This is a genomic window from Variovorax humicola (assembly GCF_037889915.1).
Lineage (GTDB): Bacteria > Pseudomonadota > Gammaproteobacteria > Burkholderiales > Burkholderiaceae_C > Variovorax > Variovorax humicola.
Genome location: NZ_JBBKZV010000005.1, coordinates 265,684 through 287,084, shown reverse-complemented (window position 1 = coordinate 287,084; position 21,401 = coordinate 265,684). Strand labels below are relative to the sequence as shown.

General features: G+C 62.5%; 17 protein-coding genes. 9 read left to right on the top strand and 8 right to left on the bottom strand.

Features of this window, described 5'->3' with window-relative positions:
• The first annotated feature begins 40 nt into the window (after positions 1–40).
• Both WKW80_RS11855 and dctA read left to right on the top strand, forming a co-directional pair.
• On the top strand, positions 41–1,387 hold the full coding sequence (locus tag WKW80_RS11855; protein ID WP_340363755.1) for a class-II fumarase/aspartase family protein: 1,347 nt from the start codon (positions 41–43) through the stop codon (positions 1,385–1,387).
• A 24-nt stretch (positions 1,388–1,411) separates the two neighbouring features.
• A complete protein-coding gene (gene dctA, locus WKW80_RS11850; protein WP_340363754.1) occupies positions 1,412–2,743 on the top strand; it encodes a C4-dicarboxylate transporter DctA in 1,332 nt (443 codons plus the stop codon).
• Here the strand turns inward: dctA and WKW80_RS11845 are convergent.
• Entirely contained in the window at positions 2,737–3,690 is a 954-nt protein-coding gene (locus tag WKW80_RS11845) for a LysR family transcriptional regulator (RefSeq protein WP_340363753.1), read from the bottom strand. The two genes, dctA and WKW80_RS11845, sit on opposite strands and share 7 nt — an antisense overlap.
• A gap of 168 nt (positions 3,691–3,858) precedes the next feature.
• On the opposite strand from WKW80_RS11845, the gene WKW80_RS11840 reads away from it, so the two are divergent.
• Entirely contained in the window at positions 3,859–4,821 is a 963-nt protein-coding gene (locus tag WKW80_RS11840) for a Bug family tripartite tricarboxylate transporter substrate binding protein (protein ID WP_340363833.1), read from the top strand.
• A 2-nt stretch (positions 4,822–4,823) separates the two neighbouring features.
• Positions 4,824–6,848 (top strand): 4-oxalomesaconate tautomerase, encoded by a 2,025-nt coding sequence (locus tag WKW80_RS11835; protein ID WP_340363752.1) that lies wholly within the window; start codon positions 4,824–4,826, stop codon positions 6,846–6,848.
• Positions 6,849–7,132: 284 nt separating this feature from the next.
• On the opposite strand, the gene WKW80_RS11830 is transcribed toward WKW80_RS11835, so the two are convergent.
• From WKW80_RS11830 to WKW80_RS11800, 7 genes are all read right to left on the bottom strand, one after another.
• Positions 7,133–8,725: a serine hydrolase gene (locus WKW80_RS11830; RefSeq protein ID WP_340363751.1), complete on the bottom strand. Its 1,593-nt coding sequence runs from the start codon at positions 8,723–8,725 to the stop codon at positions 7,133–7,135.
• A 625-nt stretch (positions 8,726–9,350) separates the two neighbouring features.
• Positions 9,351–10,979, bottom strand: coding sequence for an NADP-dependent glyceraldehyde-3-phosphate dehydrogenase (locus WKW80_RS11825; RefSeq protein WP_340363750.1), 1,629 nt, complete (start codon positions 10,977–10,979; stop codon positions 9,351–9,353).
• A 63-nt stretch (positions 10,980–11,042) separates the two neighbouring features.
• The gene (tpiA, locus tag WKW80_RS11820) at positions 11,043–11,795 is read right to left on the bottom strand and encodes a triose-phosphate isomerase (RefSeq protein WP_340363749.1); all 753 of its coding nucleotides are present in this window, start codon (positions 11,793–11,795) and stop codon (positions 11,043–11,045) included.
• 48 nt (positions 11,796–11,843) lie between these two features.
• On the bottom strand, positions 11,844–12,764 hold the full coding sequence (locus WKW80_RS11815) for an amidohydrolase family protein (RefSeq protein ID WP_340363748.1): 921 nt from the start codon (positions 12,762–12,764) through the stop codon (positions 11,844–11,846).
• 349 nt (positions 12,765–13,113) lie between these two features.
• Complete coding sequence (locus WKW80_RS11810; RefSeq protein ID WP_340363747.1) at positions 13,114–14,436, bottom strand: porin; 1,323 nt, start codon at positions 14,434–14,436, stop codon at positions 13,114–13,116.
• A 29-nt stretch (positions 14,437–14,465) separates the two neighbouring features.
• Positions 14,466–15,338 carry a tripartite tricarboxylate transporter substrate binding protein gene (locus WKW80_RS11805; protein WP_340363746.1) on the bottom strand — a complete coding sequence of 291 codons (873 nt, stop codon included), beginning with the start codon at positions 15,336–15,338 and terminating at the stop codon, positions 14,466–14,468.
• 173 nt (positions 15,339–15,511) lie between these two features.
• Complete coding sequence (locus tag WKW80_RS11800; RefSeq protein WP_340363745.1) at positions 15,512–16,522, bottom strand: Bug family tripartite tricarboxylate transporter substrate binding protein; 1,011 nt, start codon at positions 16,520–16,522, stop codon at positions 15,512–15,514.
• 110 nt (positions 16,523–16,632) lie between these two features.
• On the opposite strand from WKW80_RS11800, the gene WKW80_RS11795 reads away from it, so the two are divergent.
• Genes WKW80_RS11795 through WKW80_RS11775 form a run of 5 tightly spaced genes read left to right on the top strand, consistent with a single transcriptional unit; the run spans position 16,633 to position 21,383 of the window.
• Complete coding sequence (locus WKW80_RS11795; RefSeq protein WP_340363744.1) at positions 16,633–17,316, top strand: aspartate/glutamate racemase family protein; 684 nt, start codon at positions 16,633–16,635, stop codon at positions 17,314–17,316.
• Between the two features lie 42 nt (positions 17,317–17,358).
• Positions 17,359–18,432: an isocitrate/isopropylmalate dehydrogenase family protein gene (locus WKW80_RS11790; RefSeq protein ID WP_340363743.1), complete on the top strand. Its 1,074-nt coding sequence runs from the start codon at positions 17,359–17,361 to the stop codon at positions 18,430–18,432.
• Positions 18,433–18,449: 17 nt separating this feature from the next.
• Positions 18,450–19,721 (top strand): 3-oxo-tetronate kinase, encoded by a 1,272-nt coding sequence (gene otnK, locus WKW80_RS11785; protein WP_340363742.1) that lies wholly within the window; start codon positions 18,450–18,452, stop codon positions 19,719–19,721.
• 58 nt (positions 19,722–19,779) lie between these two features.
• On the top strand, positions 19,780–20,694 hold the full coding sequence (locus WKW80_RS11780) for a GntR family transcriptional regulator (protein WP_340363741.1): 915 nt from the start codon (positions 19,780–19,782) through the stop codon (positions 20,692–20,694).
• On the top strand, positions 20,691–21,383 hold the full coding sequence (locus WKW80_RS11775; RefSeq protein WP_340363740.1) for a class II aldolase/adducin family protein: 693 nt from the start codon (positions 20,691–20,693) through the stop codon (positions 21,381–21,383). The genes WKW80_RS11780 and WKW80_RS11775 overlap by 4 nt, the downstream gene beginning before the upstream one ends.
• Positions 21,384–21,401 lie beyond the last annotated feature (18 nt).

Below are 21,401 nucleotides of genomic sequence, written 5' to 3'. Positions count from 1 at the left end.
CCATTTTCCAAACTTCCAGAGCAGAAAGAGACAACCCACCATGGCCTCCACCATCATCGACTCCCGCATCTTCGGCGACATGTTCAGCGATGTGCGCATGCGCGACGTCTGGTCCGACGAGAACCGCACCGCCAAGTACCTCGACATCGAACGCGCACTTGCCAAGGTGCAAGGCGACCTCGGCATCATCCCGACGGAAGCGGCCGACGAGATCGTCAAGAACTGCGAGCTGTCGCAGATCGACTGGGTCAAGCTCAAGGCCAAGACCGAGCAGATCGGCTATCCGATCATTGCGGTGGTCAACCAGATCAACGCCAACTGCCGCGACAAGCTCGGCGAGTTCTGCCACTGGGGCGCGACCACGCAGGACATCACCGACACCGCCGCCGTACTGCAGATGCGCGAGGGCCTGGCGCTGGTCGAGCAGGACCTGGACGAGATTGGCGACGCGCTGGCCTCGCTCGCGAAGAAATACCGCGATACACCGATCATCGGCCGCTCCAACCTGCAGCAGGCCACCCCGATCACCTTCGGCTACAAGATGGCCAGCATCCTCGCGGGCATCGACCGTCATCGGGAGCGCTTGCAGCAACTCAAGCCGCGCGTCTTGATGGGCGAGTTCGGCGGCGCGTCGGGCACGCTGTCCTCGCTCGAGAAGGGCGCAATGGAAACGCAAGCCGGCTTGATGAAGGAACTCGGCCTGGCCCAGCCGCTGATCTCCTGGCACACGGTGCGCGACACCATCGCCGAAGTCGGTGCCTTCCTCGGCCTGGTCGGCGGCTCACTCGGCAAGATCGCAATGGACGTCAAGCTGATGATGCAGACGGAAGTGGCCGAGGTGTTCGAGCCCTTCGCGCCCGGCCGCGGTTCGTCGTCGACCATGCCGCAGAAGCGCAATCCGATCTCGTGCCTGTACATCCATGCCAATGTTTCGGTGGCGCGCCAGCATGCCGCTGCGCTGATGGACGCAATGGTGGCGGACCATGAGCGCTCCACCGGCCCGTGGGAAATCGAATGGGTGTCGCTGCCGGAGATCTTCTGCCTGATGTCGGGCGCGTTGAAGCAGACCAAGTTCGTGCTCAAGGGCCTCGAAGTCGATGCGACGCGAATGCGCGCCAACATCGACATCACCAATGGCCTGGTCATGTCGGAGGCCGTGATGATGGGCCTCGGCCCGTACATCGGCCGCGAGTACGCGCACGACCTGGTCTACGACCTGTGCCGCCAGTCGATTACCGAGAACCGGCCGCTGATCGAGATCCTCGCCGCGCACCCGGAGATCAACAAGCACGTCACCCGCGCGCAGCTCGATGCCATGTGCGACCCGGCCAACAACCTCGGCCAGGCCGGCGTGATGGTTGACCGGGTGCTTGCCGCGCGCGCCTGACCCGCCCAAACAGGAGACAACACCATGAACATCAAGAAGCTCTTGAAGCTCCTCTACGTCCAGGTCCTGATCGGCCTGGTCCTCGGCATCACGGTGGGCCACTACTGGCCGGAGTTCGGTGCCGCACTCAAGCCGCTGGGCGATGGCTTCGTCAAGCTGGTCAAGATGATGATCGCACCGGTCGTGTTCTGCACCATCGTGACGGGCATCACCTCGCTCGGCGACTCGAAGGAGATCGGCAAGACGCTGTTGAAGGCAATGGGCCTGTTCTACGCGCTCACGATCGTCGCGTTGATCACCGGGCTCGTCGCGGTGTTCGTGCTGCAACCGGGTGCCGGCATGCACATCGATCCGAAGAACCTCGATGCCTCCGTCGCGACGAGTTTTGCAAAGCAGATCCATATCCATGGCTTCACCGACTTCATGCTGCACATCATCCCCAACGCCTTCTTCGGCGCGTTCGCCGAAGGCGAGGTGTTGCCGGTGCTGCTGTTGGCTGTGTTGTGCGGCTTCGGCCTGACACGCATCGGCGCGGCGGCCAAGCCGGTGCTGGACGGCATCGACGGCTTCTCGCACATGCTGTTCGCGGCCTTCAGCATCATCATGCGGCTCGCGCCCATCGGTGCGTTCGGCGCGATGGCCTTCACGGTAGGCCGCTACGGCATCAAGTCGATCGGCTCGCTCGGCCTGTTGATCGGTACGTTCTATGTGGCCTGCATCTTCTTCGTGGTCGTGGTGCTCGGCGTGCTGGCCCGCCTGCACGGGTTCAAGCTCTGGCAGTTGTTGCGCTACATCCGCGAAGAACTGCTCGTGGTGCTGGGCACTTCATCGAGCGAGCCGGTGCTGCCGCGCCTCCTGTTGAAGCTGGAGCGGCTGGGTTGCAAGAAGGGCGTCGTGGGCCTGGTGCTGCCGACCGGCTATTCGTTCAACCTCGACGGCACCGCGATCTATCTCACGCTGGCCTCGATGTTCATTGCACAGGCCTGCGACATCCATCTGTCCTGGGGCCAGATCGCGGCAATGCTCGGCATCATGTTGCTCACGTCGAAGGGCGCGGCAGGCGTCACGGGCAGCGGCTTCGTCGCCCTGGTCGCCACGCTCACGGTGATGCCGGAACTGCCCGTGGCCGGTGTGGCGCTGATCGTCGGTGTCGACCGCTTCATGTCGGAAGCCCGGGCCCTGACCAGCACGATCAGCAACGCGGTCGCCTGCATCGTCGTGTCGAAGTGGGAGAACGCCTGCGACCATGAAGTGCTGACGCGCGAACTGTCGACCAACTACGCCAATACCGAGCATGAACTCGAGGTTGGGGACGGGCAGCCCGCGGCGGTCGGGGGGCACGGCATGGCTCACTGATTTGCAGCGGCATGATTCTGCGCGGCGGCGCGGCCCCTGGCCGGCTTGCCGCGCTTTGCTTTCATCTCCAGGAAGAATCCGTAAAGCTGCTGCGCCGCCGGCGACAGCGAGCGGCCCTTGCGCCTGATCAGCCCGATCTTGCGCGTGATGAGCGGTTCGATCAGCGGCACGCTCACCAGCAACGGGTGATCTGCCGCGGGCATGGCCATCGATGGCACCGCAGCCACGCCCAGCCCCGCCTCCACCAGCCCCAGCATCGTCGTGACGTGCTGCGTCTCATAGATGGCCTGCGGCCGACCCGGCACGTTCGACAGCGCCTGGTCCAACAGCAGGCGATTGCCTGACACCTTGCTCACCGAGATGTAGTCGTACGCGGCCAGTTCGGTCCATGTGACGCGACGCTTCTTCGCCAGCGGGTGGTCGCGCCGGCAGGCCGCGACAAAGCGCTCTTCCAGCAGCGGCGTGAAGTCGATGTCGGTCTCCTGGCTGCCGACGAAGTTGAGGCCGAAGTCGGCATCGCCATTCGATACGGCAGACAAGACGTCGTTGGCGCCGGCGTCGAGCACCTTGACCCGGATCTTCGGATAGCGCTCGTGGTAGCGCGAGATCACCTGCGACAGATAGTAGTACACGGTCGACGGCACGCAGGCGATGCTGACTTCGCCCATGCGCGTCCCCGCGACGCCACGGATGCCGAGCAGGGTCTGGTCGAGGTCGTCGAGCAGCTGCTGCACCTTGCGGTCGAATTCGCGACCCACCGAGGTCAGGCTCACGCGCCGCGTGGTGCGCTCCAGCAGTCGAACGCCCAGCGCCTCCTCCAGTTTTTCAATGCGCCGGCTGAAGGCAGGTTGTGACACATGCAGCGCCTCGGCCGCCTTGCGGAAGCTGTTGAGTTCGGCCACGGCACGGAAGGCTTGCAGGTCGTTCAGGTTGAAGTTGATGGCCACTGGCGGTGCTCCGTTGATGCGTCTCAGTGATCCAAAGTGTGCATCAATCCATCGTAAACATGCAATTCACAGAACTTCTCCTGGCGCGGAACATACACGCATCGGTCCAGGTCACCAGTTCCACAGAGACCGCGTTCCAGAATCCACCGGAGTAGACAAATGCAGTTCATGAAACATCCCCTGGCTGGCGCCGTCGTGCTGGCGTCGGCGCTGGCCAGCGGCAGCGCCGCCGCGGCCTTTCCCGAGAAAGCGATCACGCTCGTGGTGCCCACGGCGGCGGGCGGAGCCAACGACGCCATGGCGCGCGTCATCGGGCAGTCGATGTCGGCGATCCTCAAGCAGCCGGTCATCGTCGACAACAAGGCCGGCGCCAACGGCGCGATTGCCAGCGAATTCGTCATGCGCGCCGCACCCGACGGCTACACGATCATGCTCGGCTACGTTGCCACGCATGCCATGAATCCGTCGCTGCAGAAGCTGCGCTACGACCCTGTGAAGGATTTCGAGCCGGTCGGCATGGTGGGCTCCTCGGCCACGGTGATGGTTGTCAATCCCACCGTCAAGGCTGGCAATGCGAAGGAGATGGTGGCGCTGCTGAAAGCCGCGCCCGACAAGATCAGCTACGCCTCCGCCGGCAACGGCACGGCGCCGCACTTCGCGGCGGAGATGTTCAAGCTGTCGACCGGCACCAGCATGCTGCACGTGCCATACAAGGGCTCGGCGCCGGCCATCACCGACACGCTCGGCGGCCAGACGCAGGTGATGTTTCCGAGCCTGTTCACGGCCATGCCCTATGTCAAGGCGGGCAAGCTCAAGGCGCTCGGCATCGCCGGCAGCAAGCGCTCCGCATTGATGCCGGACGTGCCCACGCTGAAGGAGCAGGGCATCAACGATGTCGATGTGTCGCAGTGGTATGGCATCTTCGCGCCGGCGAAGACGCCCAAGCCGGTGATCGAGCAACTCAACAAGGTGCTGAACGAGGTGCTGGTCGACAAGAGCGTCATCAAGCGCCTGGAAGACCACGGCGCGGAAGTCTCGACCATGACCACCGACCAGATGCGCACCTACGTGGCGGACGAGCAGCTCAAGTGGAAGAAGGTCGTGCAGGCCGCAAAGATCACTGCGGATTGACAATGAGCCAAAGCATTCCCTGCGTGCTGATGCGCGCCGGCACTTCGCGCGGCCCATTCTTCCTGCGCGAATGGTTGCCCGAAGGCGACGAGGCGCGCGACCAGGCGTTGATCGGCGCCATCGGCGCATCCGATCCGCTGCAACTCGATGGCGTTGGCGGCGGCAGCACGCTCAACAGCAAGGTCGCAATCGTCTCGCGCTCGAAAGAGCCGGGCTGCGATCTGGACTACCTTTTCGCGCAGGTTGGCGTGGGCCATCGCTCTGTCGACACGCGGCCCAACTGCGGCAACATGCTGTCAGGTGTCGCGCCGTTTGCCATCGAGCAGGGCCTGGTGGCCGCGCGGGACGGTGTGACGCAGGTGCGAGTGTTCAACGTCAACACCCGCTCGCGCATCGACGTGACGGTGCGCACGCCCGGTGGGCGAGTCACCTATGAGGGCGATGCGCGCATCGACGGCGTGGCGGGCACGGCGGCCCCGATCCTGCTCAACTTTCTGGATGCATGGGGCGCGGTCACAGGGCAGTTGTTTCCGACCGGCAGGCGAATCGACACCATTGACGGCGTCGAGGTGAGTTGCATCGACGCGGCGATGCCTCTGATGATCGTGCGCGCCGCAGATCTGGGTGTGACGGGCCGCGAGAAGCCTGCGGCGCTCGATTCCGACACAGCGTTGCTCGAACGCCTGGAAACGCTGCGCCTGCAGGCCGGCCGCTTGATGGGCCTGGGCGATGTGTCCAACAGCGTGATCCCGAAACCGGTGCTGGTGAGCGCCGGCGACTCGCCGAACAGCATCACCTCGCGCTACTTCACGCCGCGCAAATGCCATGCGTCGCACGCGGTCACCGGCGCGATCGGCGTGGCCAGCGCATTTGCTTTGCCGGGCACGGTGGCGAGCGCCGCCGCACGCGCGCCGGGGCGGCACAGCCTGGTCGTGCTGCATCCAGCCGGGCAGATCGATGTCGAGGTGGAGATCGAAGGTGAAGGCGCAAACGCGGCGGTGTCACGCGCGGCGCTCGTGCGTACGGCGCGCAAGATCATGCAGGGTGAGTTGCACTTGCCGGACTATGTGTTCTCGCGGCCCGAAGCAGCGGCAGCGACGCCTGCCGCTTTCCCGCGCAAGGCAGTCACGATCATCGTGCCGACCCGCGCCGGCGGCGGCAACGACACCATGGCGCGCATCATTGCCACCAGGCTCGGCCCGCTGCTGGGGCAGGAAGTGCTGGTCGACGCGCGTGCCGGCGCCAACGGCGCGATCGCCAGCGAATACGTTGCGCATGCGCCGCCCGACGGTCACACGCTGATGTTCGGCTACATCGGCACGCACGCCATGAACCCGGCCTTGCAGAAGCTCGGCTATGACCCGGTGAACGATTTCGAGCCGGTGGGGCTGGTCGGCTCATCGCCGACGATGATGGTGGCGCATCCGAATCTGCATGTGACCGATGTGTCGGCGCTCATCTCGCGGCTCAAGGCCACGCCGTTTTCCGTCGACTACGCCTCGGCAGGGGATGGCACGCCGCCGCATTTTGCGGCGGAGTTGTTCCAGCTCAATACCGGCACTTCGATGGCCAACACGAGCTATGACGGCGCGGCGCCGGCTATTGCCGACACCGTCGGTGGCCGCACGCAGGTGATGTTTCCTAGCCTGTTCACGGCGCGTCCGTACCTGCGCAGCGGTCAACTGCGCGCGTTGGCTGTGGCCGGGCCGCGGCGGCTCGACGACCTGCCGGGCGTTCCCACGTTGTCCGAGGCGGGCGTCGATGGTGTCGACGTCACGCAGTGGTACGGACTCTTTGCACCCTCCGGTACGCCGCCCGCGGTCATCGCCCAACTCAATCGCGCACTGAACACGGTGCTCGCCGACCCGGCCGTGATCGATCGCTTCGAAAGCAACGGGGCGCATGTCGAGTCGGGTACGCCGGCCGCGCTCAAGGCGCAGGTCGCGTCGGAACTGGCGCGATGGCAGCAAGTGGTGACGCTCAGCGGGCTTGCGCCGCAGGAGCAGCGCCTGGCCGTTTTGGAGTAGCCACAGTCGTCCGAATATGCAATATCGGGGTGCCGCCAGGATGCCGCGGAGCTACGACCGCATACCTTCAGACCGGCGTTGATGCCGAGGTCTTCTTCGGCCTGGGACGACGGGAATCGGCTCCACAGTGTGAGTTGGTCGAGCAACCCTCATAGACAGCTCCCGCTGCGGAGCTGCCCCTGCCCGCTGCAGGCCCTTCGCACCTCGTTCGCTTTTGGGGCAGCCATATCGGACCAGAGCGCGATGCCTCAATGCCTCCCGACCGGCGCAAGCTGGCCAGTGCGCTAAGCACCTGCTCGAACGAAGGTTCCAAGTCGGTCGCGGTCATAGTATTCAAGCGTCACGCGATCACTCGCAAAGCTGGCCTTGGAAATCGTGCCCGGCTCCGCGTTTTCGCTGACCAGCGTGAACGTGAAGACGTCACCGTCCCAATGCGCGAGCGGCAACCGCAGCGGCGTCGCGCCGAGCACCAGCATCAGTCCACCCGATTCCTGCACCACCCGCAGCGGCCCGTGATACGCGTTGCCATAGGTGCCGATGTACGCCGACAAACCCTTCGCCGGCACGGGCTGCGTGGGCGGCGCCACGCCAACCAGCGACCCTTCGGGGGCGGCGAAAGGCAGGAACGCACGCGTGTAGATCTCCGACCAGGGCTGCTGGATCGAACCGAACTGCACCAAGTCGAAGAACTGCGCAATCAAAGTCTCGGGAACGCCGATTGGCGCGGCATTGGTCAATGCCACCATGCCGAGGCCGGTGGACGGCACGACCGTGAAGGCGGTCCCAGTGCCCAGCGCGAACGCGCCGGAGTGGCCGAACGAGGCCCGATTGGCGGCCGTGGTTCCAACGTTGAAGCCAAAGCCGTAGTAGCTCGCGGCGCGCCCGTCGGTGGCTGGCGCGGTCATGTATTGCGGCGAGACCGCAGGCGCCAGCGCCGAGGCATCGACGATCGTCTTGCCGGCAAATACGCCCTGCCCCACCATCATCGACAACCATCGGGCCACGTCGTTCACGGACGAGCTCACGCTGGCGGCGGGCGCCTGCGCGTCGGGCATGCGCACCGGTCCGGGCACGTACACGCCATTGGCCTTGACGTGGCCGATCACGCGGTTCGACCTCGTCTGAAAGTCGGCGAAGCGCGAGCTGGTGCGCGTCATGCCCAGGGGCACGTACAGCGCGCGGTCGCACAGCGTCGCCCAGTCCGTGCCAGCCGCGACAGCGACCGCCGCGGCGCCTGCCGTGAGGCCGAAGTTGGTGTAGTTGTAGGACTTGCGGAACGGGCCCAGCGGCAGGAAGCGCAAGCGCTCAAGCACTTGTCGCTGGTCATAGCCGATGTCCTCGAGCCGGTCGCCCGCATGCTCGGGCAGGCCGGAGCGGTGCGAGTAGAGGTCGCCGATGGTGAGTTGCGGGTTCACCGCCGGGTCCTTGAGTTCGAACCACGGAAGGTGTTTCTGCACCGGTGTGTCCCACGCGATGCCGCCCAGCCCGACCTGGTACGCCACGGCGCTGGCGCCGATCGACTTGGACATCGATGCAAGCTGGAACACGGTGTCGGCATCCACCGGCGAAGCGGATCCGGCAACCCGATTGCCGAAGCCCCTGGCGTAAACCGTCTGGTCCCCGCGTACAACAGCGACGGCCATGCCCGGAAGCCCTGACTTCTGCATCAAGGCGCCCACCATCGCGTCTATCTGGTCGATGGCGGCCCGGACCTTCGCCTCGTCCGGCGGCGCGTTGCCGCTTGCGTCCAGCGCAGCGCTGCTGGCTCCTCCGCCCCCGCTGCCGCAGCCCGCGAGCGCCAGCGGCCCGCAAGCCGCAAGGCCACTCCACACGGAGTTGCGAAGGAACCGGCGGCGTTTCTGCAAGTAAGCGTTCATGGCGGTGATCCGGTGAACCTGGCGTTGAGGGGCCGACGCACGAAGCGTGTGCCTTCGGCGCTTCGAGGATAGCGTTCAAAGCTCGCGGCGAGCACCTTGCCGAATCGATTGCGGCCCGCGTGTTGCTGGGCCGATGCGGCAATTTAGGGGCGGTCAGCCTGCACAGCGCACGGCTTCGCTCTCCACCATGTCCCTGATGTCGCCATCAGGTCGACGACGGGTGCAGGGCACCACCCGTGGCCATGGTCATTGGGCTACTGCCGTGCCGAAAGTTCGTTCAGCAGCAAGTCCAGCCGGAAGCTCGACGAATAGTGATAGCCCACGCGGGCCAGCTTTCTGGCAATCGGGGAAGTCGGTGAAAGACTGGTTGCAGCCAGTCGACTTTCGCTGAGGGACGGCGGAGGCCGAGGATTCCTGACGTTCGCGCTTCCCTTCGGCGACAGGCTGGTCTACTTTGGAACTTGACCTTTGCTGTCCGTTGCTGCCAACAGCCAGCACCACGTCGGCTTGAATGGCTGCTTCCTAACGTCGCGAAATGGTGTTGAGGGCCCTCTGCGGTCTGTTGCCAATCGCTGACGAGCGCCAGAAAAGCATGCTAGACCGGTCGTCGGGCCTTCGACTGATTTCAGAGAATGAAGTCCGTGCTGATGAACTTTGACTTATGTCCCCGCACGATGGAGTTCAGCAGTTTCTTGCTTTGATCGGTCGCTTTCGTGGCGACCATGGATCGGATCGAGAAGGCTCTCAACGCGTCGGCGACCGAGAGCGTGCCTTCGGCCGAATCCTTTCTGCCGGCGAACGGGAAAACGTCAGGTCCGCGTTGGCACTGGCAGTTGATGTTGACCCGGCACACCTGATTGACGAGGGGGTCCACCAAGGCGCCGATCTGTTCGGCGTCTGATCCGAACACGCTGACCTGCTGGCCGTGGTCCGAGGTGATCACGTATTGGAGTGCTTCTTCGACATCGTCATAAGCCATCACAGGCACGACGGGTCCGAACTGCTCCTCGCGATACAGCTTCATGCCCTCACGCACCGGGTACACGACGGCGGGCAGGAACAACGTCTGGCAGAAGGTTCCGCCTCCGTCGTTCTGGATCGTTGCGCCCTTCTCTGCGGCTTCCTCGATGGCCGCGGTCATGTAAGCCGTGCGGTGTGGTCCTGGCAGCGGCGTGATCTGCACACCGGGTTCCCATGGCATGCCGACCTTCAGCTCATTTACAGCTGCCGCAAATCGCTTCAGGAACTTGTCAACGATGCTTCGGTGCACGATGAGCATCTTGAGAGCCGTGCAGCGCTGACCGTTGAACGAAAGTGCCCCGAGGACGCATTCCTTGACTGCAAGGTCCAGGTCGGCATCGGGCAGCACGATTGCAGCATTCTTCGCGTCCAAGCCAAGCACGGCCCGCAGGCGATGCGATTTCGGATGCTGCTTCTTCAGATGATCCGCGACTCGGCTCGAGCCGATCAACGCCAGTACGTTGATGTCACCCGATGCGAGCATTCGCGGGACAACCAACTCGCCCGGCGCATAGACGGTGTTGATGACGCCCCTGGGGAAGGCGGACCGGAACGCCTCCAGCAAGGGCTCGAAAAGCAGCGTGCCGTACTGCGGAGGCTTGAAGACAATGGTGTTCCCCATCAACAAGGCCGGGATCAACGTGCAGAACGTTTCGTTCAGCGGATAGTTGTAGGGTCCCATGCAGAGCACGACGCCAAGCGGCGTGCGCCGTACTTGTCCGATGGTGCCTTCGACAACCGCGAAGCGCGAGTTGCCGTTGTCGAGTTCCTTGAGCGCTTCGATCGTGGCCTGGATGTACTCGATCGTGCGATCGAACTCCTTGCGCGAGTCAGCAAGGCTTTTACCGATCTCCCACATGATCAGCTTGACGACCAGTTCGCGTTTCGCTGCCATCTGCTGAACGAAGTCTTGCATGCACTCGATGCGACCGGCCACGGACATAGTCGGCCACTCGCCGCGGCCGCTGTCGTATGCCGCGACGGCTGCGGCAAGAATCGCATCGCTTTCGACGATGCCCATTTCCGGATGGCTTCCGAGTTCGAACTGGCTGACGCGCCCGGAGGCATCTCTGGTGCACACTGGCGAGAGCACCGTTTTCACCGGGCCGCTCCATGTAGCAAGTTGACCGTCAATCACGTATGTGCGCTGATGGATTTGCGCGGCAAGGCGATGCTCTGCGGGGATCTCTTCCAGAACGGGGAAAAGGTTGCTCAGCGACTTGGGGTCGATCATGAAAACTCCAGGTATTGCCGGGCAAGCCGGCGTGACGGCGCGCTAAGCGCCTGATTCGTTTGGCTATGCGGCAGCTGCTGCAATCGCCACAAATGACTCGGAAATCAGCGACGCACCTCCAACGAGGGCGCCGTCGATGCCCGGCATTGAAAACAGGTCCTTCGCCCCCGATGGCTTGACGCTACCGCCGTACAGGATGCGAATCGACTCGGCTGCGACCGCGCTGCCTTCTGCGATCCGACTGCGAATCCAACCGTGCGCCTCGGCTGCCTGTTCGGGCGTGGCGGTAAGGCCAGTACCGATGGCCCAGACCGGTTCGTAAGCAACGATGCAGCGTTCTCGTTCGACTTCATCCAAGGTGCTCATGACCGCGTCCAGTTGACGCAGGATGATGGACTTGGCGAGCCCTGCTTCGCGATCGAATACTGTTTCGCCGACGCAGACGATCGGTGTCAACCTGGCTTGGAGGGCGGTGCGAGTTTTGGCGGCGACGACTTCATCTGATTCACCGTGCGCGCTGCGCCGCTCTGAATGTCCGACGATCACGTAGGAACAGCCAAATTCGCGCAGCATGCGCGCGGAGACGTCCCCTGTGTGCGCCCCGTCTTCGTTCTCGCTGAGTGTCTGCGCTCCCCACGCCACGGTGCTACTGCCCAGGGTCTCCTCTGCCAACTGAAGAAGAGGAAAAGGAACGCACAGCGCGACATCGACAGGTCGCATGCTCACTCCCGAGGCGATGGAGGACATCAGCTCAACTGATGAAGAGCGCGAGCCATGCATCTTCCAGTTGCCTACAAGAATGGGATGCCTTTTCATGATCTGCTTGTCGTTGGTTTGTGATGAATGGACCGGTGGGTGAGCGCTTCAGTGCGAGGCGAAGCCGTACAGCCGCTCCGGGTTGTCGACGAGCAATCGGTGCCGCATTGCTGCCTGAGCGGTCCAGTCCCAGACGAGTCCGAAATTGCGCTGGTCGTCTTCCTTGCGGAATGGTTCGAGGTCCGTAGGCTTGTAGTCCGCCGGGCGGTTCGAGCCACCGGTATGCGGCCAATCGCTTCCCCACACGACCCGTCGCGGCGATGCCGAGATCAGCGCCTTGGCAATCGGTGCAATGTCGGCGTAGGCGGGCGTCGCATCCGAGATTTGGTACGGCCCCGAGAGCTTCATCCAGACGTTTGGACTCTTCATCAAGTCAAGGAGCGCGGCAAAGTCCTGATTGCCAGTGCCTTGATTCGTCTTGGCCAGGCCAAAGTGATCGATCAGGACCTGCTGGCGCATGCCTCGGAGCATCGGACCACATGCCAGGATGACCGGCAATGCAGCGTAGACCTGGATGAGCATGGGTGCGTCACCAAGGGTGTCGACCGTCGCGCGCAAGCGTCTCAAGGCGTCAGAGGTATCGGAGTCTTTCGAGACTTCGAGATTGATGCGCACGCCGCGAACACCTGCGCCATGCATGTCCTCCAGCTGAGTCCGACTGAACGTGCTGTTGATCACCGCAACACCACGGGCACGCTCCCCGAGTTGCTTCAACGCGTCCAGCAGGCATTCATTGTTCGTACCGTACACGCTGGGCTGAACCAGCACGACTCGTTCGATCCCGATACTGTCGTGCATGCGCAGGAGTTCCGGCACAGTCGCCGGAGGAGGCGTGTAGCGCCGCGCCGAGGAGTAAGGAAAGCGGGTCGGATCGAATATGTGCGCGTGGCAGTCGGTCGCGTGTGGCGGAGCTACGCCACGTTTCGATGCCATGGGATTCGTCTCTTTTGCAAGCAGGGGTGAGGTCATGGTCCAAGCCGTGGATGCGCCGATGGCCGCAATGAGGGAGCGTCGATTGAGCACGTGTCAGGTTCCGTCGGTTATTGCCACCAAGGCCCCGAATGGCCTTTTGGTAGCGTGATGGGACAGCGTCTCGCGCATTCGAAGCCGCGAAAGCCACTGGTACCCAGATGTCTCGCGTTTGATTGTACTAACGCATTTATTAATACACAATAGTAGAACTACTCAATGGAGAAGTCAGCTAGCCGTTTGGTTTCCATGAGTTAATTGGAACAATATTGCCGAGTAAGCTTGACCTTGAGACACCAAAAAAAGGCCGCCTGAAGTGGGCGGCCTTTGACCTCGCGCAGTTTCGGCGTCAGAACGCGTGTCGCAGCCCCAGGTCGTAGCCAAAGTTGTGCGAATTCGGCGACCCGGTGATCGGCGTCGCGGAGTTGTTGTTGCCATTGAACCCCGCGATAGCCGAGCCGTTCTTGTTGTCGATCTTCGCCACCGTGGCGTAGAGGGCAGTCCGCTTGGACAGGTTGTAGACGTAGCCCAGCGCAATCTTGCTGACGGTGGGATCCGGCGTATCTGTGGCCAAAGGAACTCGAGCTGCTCCAACAGTGACGACGGTCGTGGAATCAGGCAAGCCCGTGGCCACGCGCGAATATGCAAACTTGATCACGTGGGGACCGATAGGTACTTGGGCGCCGACCAGGAAGCCTTTGCTGTTGGCCGACTCCGAAACCGGCAGCCGAGTGACGGCGCCTGTCAAAGGGTTCGTGAAGACGGGCTGCCCAAAAGAGGTCTTCACCTGCGACAGTTCCGCGGTGATCTTGACAACGTCAAAGTCATATCCAATGCCAAAATTCGCGGTCTTGATGTTGGCGTCGTAGGCGTTCGCGAAGTTGGCGGCCGCGAACGGCGCGGTGACCGTGCCACCAAAATTTCCAAGCGTGCTTTGTCCGTATGCAAGGGCAACGTCGAACGGGCCTTTGGCATATCCGACCCGCCCGCCGACATAGCGGCCACGCTGGCTGGAGGTGTTGAACGGCAAGCCGTTGGGAAGCGGCGCGTCGGTCTGGACGTTTTCGTTGAACGAGTACATCGCTTGCCCGTAGACGCCGCCCAGTACTGGCGGCAAAAAATAGCCCACGGAGTTGGGAGCGCGGTTGTAGTTCGGATCGGCCGTGAGAACCGTTCTATTCGACCGATTGACGCCGCTCGTCTGGTTGATGATGTTGGTCCCGACCCCGTTGGTCTGGAACGGATCGAAGATGCTGTCGTTGTAGAACGATGGTACATAGTCGCGACCCAGCCGGATCTCACCAAAGCCGCCGATCAGGCTGACCGTTGAACGCCGCGTGAAATTTGGCGGTCGCACGATGCTTCCATCGTCATTAGACAACGGTGCCTCCAGCCAGAAGCCGGCGGCCAAGCCGCCGCCAAGGTCTTCGGTGCCGCGAAATCCCAATCGGCTCGAGACGCTGTTCCCGTTACCCAGAACGGTCTGCCTACGTTCAGAGGTTGCGCTGAAAACCGGCTGGCCTGTGGTTGGTGAAATGGTGCTACTGGTTGCTGAGCCCACCTTGTAGTGACTGATAGAGGCGTCCAGCACACCGAACAGCGTGACGGACGATTGGGCCGAAGCCGCACTTACGCTGAGAACCGCCACGAGCGGAAGTAGAGATTTTTTCAAGATCGGAGTTGTCGCTACGTCGCTACGCGTTATTGCGTCTGGATGTTTGAAGACTTGGCGACCTGTTGCCATCTCTTCAGCTCGTCGCCGACGAACTTCTGGAATTCCTCTGGCGTGCCAGGGGTTGGCGTCGCGCCCAGTTCCGAGAGCTTCTGGACAACTTCAGGCGCGCGAAGCGCCTTGACGATCTGCGCATTCAGCGCGGCGATCACGGCCGGCGGCGTTTTTGCAGGCGCTACGACGCCGACCCAGTGCGTGACCGAGAAGTTCTTGATGCCTGCCTCTTCGAAGGTCGGCACGTTTGGAAGCTTCGGCGAACGGGCGGCCTGGCCGATGGCAAGCGCCTTGACGCGGCCGGACGCCAGCGGTGTCGCCGTGCTGGTGATGCTGTCGATCAGCATGTCGACCTCGCCGCCCATCAGGGCCCTGATCGACTCACCGCCGCCCTTGTAAGGCACATGGAGAAACTTCGCACCCGTGACGGAGCCAAGGAGTTCAGTCGTTAGATGCGGCGTGCTTCCGGACCCGCCAGATCCGTACGTCAACTTGCCAGGATTCTTTCGAGCGAAGTCGAGCACCTCGCCCGCGGTCTTGAACTTGGAATCGGCGGGCACCATCATCAGCATCGGCGACTCGGCCACCTTTGACACCTCCACCAAATCCTTCAGCGTGTCGTACGGCACCTTTGCCTGAATCGCAGGGACCATCGTGAAAGGCGCGCTGACGAACCCGATCGTGTAGCCGTCCGGTGCAGCCTTCGCGACCTGGTCTGTCCCTATCACGCCACCCGCACCGGCCTTGTTGTCGACGATGACAGGCTGCCCCGTATCCTGGTTCAAGCGCGTTGCGAGCACCCGGGCCATCACGTCGTTGGGTCCGCCGACCGCGAAGGGGACGATCATCCGGATAGGCTTCGTTGGGTATGCAGGGGCGTTTTGAGCGTTGGCCGCGAGCGGCAGCGCGCAGCACGCCGCGAGGGCCAGGGCAGCGAAGAAGCGCTCATGAGAAAGAGATGTCATGAGGAAAAACCTTGTGTGTGGGGGAGGGGGCGACGAATGGAAGGGGCGAGCCGCAATCATTCCGGCTTGATGTTGTGGGTCTTGACGAGCTTCGACCACCGGTCTGACTCGGAGCGGATGAACGCGCCGAACTCTTCTGGCGTACCGCCCGCGATCTCGTTGCCTTGGGATGTGATCTTCTCGGCCACATCCGGCTCACGAATGGCTTTGTTGATGGCCTGGTTGAGCTTGTCGATGATGGCGGGCGGCGTGCCCTTCGGTGCCACCACGCCGAACCAGTTCGACATCTCCATGCCCTGAATGCCCACCTCCTTGAATGTCGGGACATTCGGCAGCATTGGTGAGCGCTTCTCGCTGGTGACGGCCAACGGGCGCAATTTCGCGTCGTCGCCTTTCAGGTAGGGCATGACCGCGTAGATCCACTCGAACATGATGTCCACGTTGCCGGCGATCAAGTCGTTGGTCGCCGGTGCGCCGCCCTTGTAGGCCACGTGCACCATGTCGACCTTTGCGTTCTGCTCGAACAACTCCCCAGCGAGATGGTGCGAGCCGCCCAGACCGCCAGACGCGTAGCTCATCGTGCCCGGCTTCGCCTGCGCGGCCGTGATCACATCCTTCGCCGTCTTGCTCGGGGAGTTCTTGCTCACCGACATGACCAAGGGTCCGCGCTCGATCAAAGCAACAGGGACCAGGTCCGTGGCCGGGTTGAACGGCAGCTTGGCGAAGAGCGCCTTGTTGACGGCCAGAGGTGCGAAATTGCCGAGCCCGATGACGTACCCGTCTGGTGCTGCCTTGGCGATGTAGTCCGTGCCGATGTTCCCGCCTGCACCTGGCCGGTTGTCGACGATGACAGGCTTGCCGAAGTAGATCGACAGCTTCTGGGCGATCTGACGCGCACGGATGTCGGAGCTGCCGCCCGCGGCGTAAGGAACGACGAACGTGATCGTCTTGGCTGGATAGTCGGCCGTCGGTGCTTGCGCGAAAGCTGCGCTGCTCGCTGCCAGCATGGCACCGGCCAGGCAGACCGTCCTGAAGGCGGTGCGTTGCAGAAGGAATCGTCTGTTCATGGTGTCTCTCCGTTCAAAAAAACGCACCTTGCGGTGCAGGCTTGGGTTTTCCCTGATTGTATCTATGATGTGTCTAGTACAATCAGTGCGAACCCTAACGGTAGAGAGACATGGAAAAACTTGCACGAAGAATTGCGCTGATACATGCGACACCAGTTGCGATGTCGCCGATCGCGGACGCGTTTGGTCGCCTCTGGCCGGAGGCTCTGCTGATGAACGTGCTGGACGACAGCTTGTCCGCAGATCTATCCAGGGCGGGTGGTCTCGATGCAGCACTGACGCAGCGTTTTGTTGATCTCGCCCAATACGCCGAGCGCGCAGGAGCGCACGGCATCCTGTTCACCTGCTCTGCCTTCGGCGCTGCGATCGAGGCTGCAGCCAATGCGGTTCAAGTGCCTACGCTGAAGCCTAATGAAGCGATGTTTTTGGAAGCGCTGACCAGCGGAAACGGGCGCGCAGCGACCCGAATCGGCTTGGTGTCAACCTTTGCGCCATCCGTGCCTTCAATGGCCGAAGAACTGATGGGCCTCGCCAAGGCGCGTTCGCTGAACGTGGAACTCTCAACCGAATGCGCTGATGGCGCACTCAAGGCATTGAGCGCTGGAGATGCTGCATCACATGACCGCCTCGTGGTCGAGCATGCCGCCCGGCTCGCTCAGTGCGACGTCGTCATGCTCGGGCAGTTTTCGATGGCTCGGGCCCAGCAACTTGTGATTGCACGGACTGAAAAAACAGTGCTCACAAGTCCCGATAGCGCGGTGCGTCTTCTGAAAAAAGCACTCGTTGACGCGTAGTTTTCTTTTCAATCACCCTCACTCATCACCACTGGAGAACTCATGAAATTCATCGTGTTGCCTTGCGACGGCATTGGCCCCGAAATCGTTGCCGCGTCTGTGGACGTGCTCAAGGCGGCAGACAAGCGCTTCAACCTCGGGATTTCGTACGACTACGAAGACGCTGGCTTCACCAGCCTCGATAAACATGGCACGACGCTGCGCCAGGAGACGCTGGAGAAGGCCAAGACGTACGACGGCATCATTCTGGGTACGCAATCGCATGCGGACTACCCGGTCCCCGAAAAGGGTGGACGAAACGTTTCGGCAGGCTTCCGCATTGGCCTGGACCTCTACGCCAACGTGCGACCGGCACGCACCCGTCCCTACCTGCAGTCCAACATGCGCGAGGGCCGCACGATGGACCTCGTCATCATGCGCGAAGCGACGGAAGGTTTTTACCCCGACCGCAACATGTCCAAAGGCTGGGGCGAAGTCATGCCGAGCCCGGACATGGCGCTGTCCATCCGCAAGATCACGCGCCATTGCAGCGAACGCATCGCGCGTCGCGCCTTCGAGCTCGCCATGACGCGCCGCAAGAAGGTGACTGCCATCCACAAGGCAAATAGCTTCCACATGACCGATGGCCTGTTCCTCGAAGCAGTGCGCCACGTCGCCAAGGACTTCCCGGAAGTCGCGCTGGACGACCTGCTGGTCGATGCGTCGACCGCCCACCTGGTCAAGGAGCCCGAGCGCTTCGACGTCCTGGTGGCGACTAACTTCTACGGCGACATCATCTCGGACCTTGCCAGCGAACTGTCGGGCAGCCTGGGCCTCGCCGGTTCGGTGATGGCCAGCGATGACATCTGCTGTGCCCAGGCTCAGCACGGCTCTGCACCCACGATCGCCGGCAAGGACCTGGCGAACCCGGTCTCCATGATCCTGTCGGTTGCGATGATGGTTCGCTGGGTCGGCGACAAACAGAAGAACAAGGCGATGCAGGACGCGGGCGACGCAATGGTGCGTGCGGTCGACAAGGCCCTGGAAAACCCGCAAACCCGTACCCGCGACATTGGCGGCACGATGGGCTGCAAGGACTTCACTGCCGAAGTCGTCAAGGCAGTCGCAACCGCCTGATATCCACCGAGCACGCCATGACCAAGCCGTTTCTCGGTTGTATCGCCGACGACTTCACCGGCGCGACCGATCTTGCCAACAATCTCGTGCGCGCCGGCATGAGGGTGGTGCAGACCATCGGCGTGCCCGATGGTGCCCTCACCGATGAAGCCGATGCGGTGGTGGTGGCGCTTAAATCGCGAACCATCCCCGCGGCCGAGGCGGTCGCGCAATCCCTGGACGCGCTCAAGTGGCTGCAGGCCGCAGGCGCGAGCCAGATCTACTTCAAGTACTGCTCGACCTTCGACTCCACGGCCGACGGAAACATCGGCCCCGTCACAGAGGCGTTGCTCGATGCGCTAAAGAGCGATTTCACTATTGCCTGTCCCGCGTTTCCGGAGAACGGTCGCACCGTTTTCAAGGGCTACCTGTTCGTGGGAGACGAACTGCTGCATGAATCAGGCATGCGCAATCATCCACTCACACCGATGACGGATTCGAACCTCGTCCGCGTGTTGCAGTCGCAGACCACGCGTTGCGTGGGCCTCATCGACTACCGGACGCTCGCAGGTGGCGCAGGCGCAGTCGAAGCGAAGATCCAGTCGCTGCGCGCGGAAGGTGTGGCGATGGCGATCGTCGATGCGACCAGCAACGCGGACTTGATCGCCATGGGCCCGGCATTCAAAGCGCTTCCGCTGGTGACGGCCGGCTCCGGTGTGGCCATCGGCCTGCCGCAGAACTTCGGAATCCACGCAGTTGGAGAAGCGGGTCGGCTTCCCGTGGCACGCGGCATGCGTGCCATTGTCTCGGGCAGTTGTTCGACGGCGACCAATGCCCAGGTCGCGGACTTCACATCGAAGGGCGGCGCTGCATTTTCGATCGACCCGCTGCAGCTGGCCAATGGAATTGACCTTCCGGCCGAAGCCTTGTCCTGGGCGCAAGAGCGCATCCAGAAGGGCCCTGTGCTGATCTACGCGACCGCGAAGCCCGAATCTGTGCGTGCTGTTCAATCCCGGCTTGGCGTTGCCCGGGCCGGCGAAATTGTTGAGCACGCGCTTGCATCCATCGCGCGCGGTTTGGTTGAGCGCGGCGTTGGCCAACTGGTTGTTGCCGGCGGCGAAACCTCTGGTGCCTGCATCCAGGCACTCGGCATCCAGAGCATGCTCATTGGACCTCAGATCGCGCCTGGGGTGCCGTGGTGTCATGCCGCGACCCTCTACTCGAATCAGGGTTCGGTCCATGTAGCGCTCAAGTCGGGCAATTTCGGCAGCACCGACTTTTTCACAGAGGCATTCCAGATCTTGAAATAGGCGATTTCCGGAACATTGTTCTACGGATAAAGTTGATACTTTTATCGAGCAACTCGTCATGCCCTTCGCCATGCCCGACCCAGGTTCTTCGTCCAACGTCAGCTCGCTGACGCCTACCTTGGCGCGCAAGATCGTCGAAATGATTCGGCGCGAAGGCTATGCCATCGGCTTTCGGTTGACTGAACAGTCGCTTTGCGACGAACTGGCCGTGTCCCGGTCTCCCGTTCGCAAGGCCCTGCAGTATCTGGAGACCGCAGGGGTCGTCACCTCTGAGCCCAACAAGGGATACCAGGTTGCCAAGCGGGCATCCGAACTGGGCGAGCTCGAGTTCTCGCCCAATCCGAGCTCGGAGGAGACGGTGTACATGCGTATCGCGAACGATCGCATCCACGGCCTGCTGCCGGATGAGATCGCCGAAGCAGATCTGATGAACCGCTACGGCCTCGCGCGACTCCAGGTTCAGAGGGTGCTCAATCGGATGTCGCGTGAAAGCATGATCGACCGCAAGCCCGGACGTGGCTGGATTTTTCGGCCGCTCTTGAGCAACGTGGAGTCGCACCGCGAGAGCTACAGGTTCCGCATGATCATCGAGCCTGCGGCGATCCTTGAGCCAGGCTACCAGGTGGACCTGCCCGAATTGGAGAAGTGCCGTCGGGAGCAGATCGAACTGCTGCAAGGTGGCATCGAGCGTTGTACGCCGACGGAGCTCTTTCGCGCCGGCGTGCATTTCCACGAAACGGTGATCGCGGGAGCAAACAACCGCTTTCTGCTGGATTCGCTGCGCACGCTGAACCAGATGCGGCGAGTCGTTGAATATGGAACCCGACTTGACCGCGCGCGCCTCCATCGCCAGTGCGAGGAGCACCTGGTGATGATCGACCTGCTGGTCAAAGGCGAGCGAATGGAGGTTTCGCAATTCCTGCGCCAGCATCTCAACACAGCGCGCATTACCAAGACGGGGGAGAACGTTTGACTGAAGACTTGGCACGCCAGGAGATTTGTCGTGTCGGCCGCAGCCTCTTCGAACGAGGCTATGTGCACGCGACGGCGGGGAACATCAGCGTGCGCCTTCCCAAAGAAAGCGGTGGTGGTTACCTGATAACCCCCACCGATGCCTGCGTCGGTTTTCTTGAACCGCATCGCCTGGCACGAATCAATGAGGACGGATTGCAGGTCAGCGGTGATCGGGCCAGCAAGACCATCGTCCTTCACCGCAAGATCTATGAGTGCTCCCAGCCGACGACTTCGCCTGCGAGTTGCGTGATCCACGCGCACAGCACACATTGCGTCGCGCTGACATTGCTGCCGCAGCACGTTGAAGGATCTGCCGAGGCCGAGTTGCTGCCTGCATTGACCCCGTATTTCGTCATGAAAGTCGGCCGTGTGCCTTTGATTCCTTACGCAAAGCCCGGCGATGCAGGCACCGCGCAACGCGTAGGGGAAGCAATCACGCGCTACAGCGACGCGGGCGCCGCCATTCGCGCGGTGATGCTTGATCGGCTGGGGCCCAATGTGTGGCACGACTCTCCGTCTGCCGCAATGGCAACCCTGGAAGAGCTTGAAGAAACAGCACGCCTTTGGATGTTGTGCGATCGCAGGTCGGGCCCGTTGCAAGCTGAGGCGATCGACGAACTCCGAAGCACATTTTCTGCGCGCTGGTAGTCGCACGAAAAAAGGGCC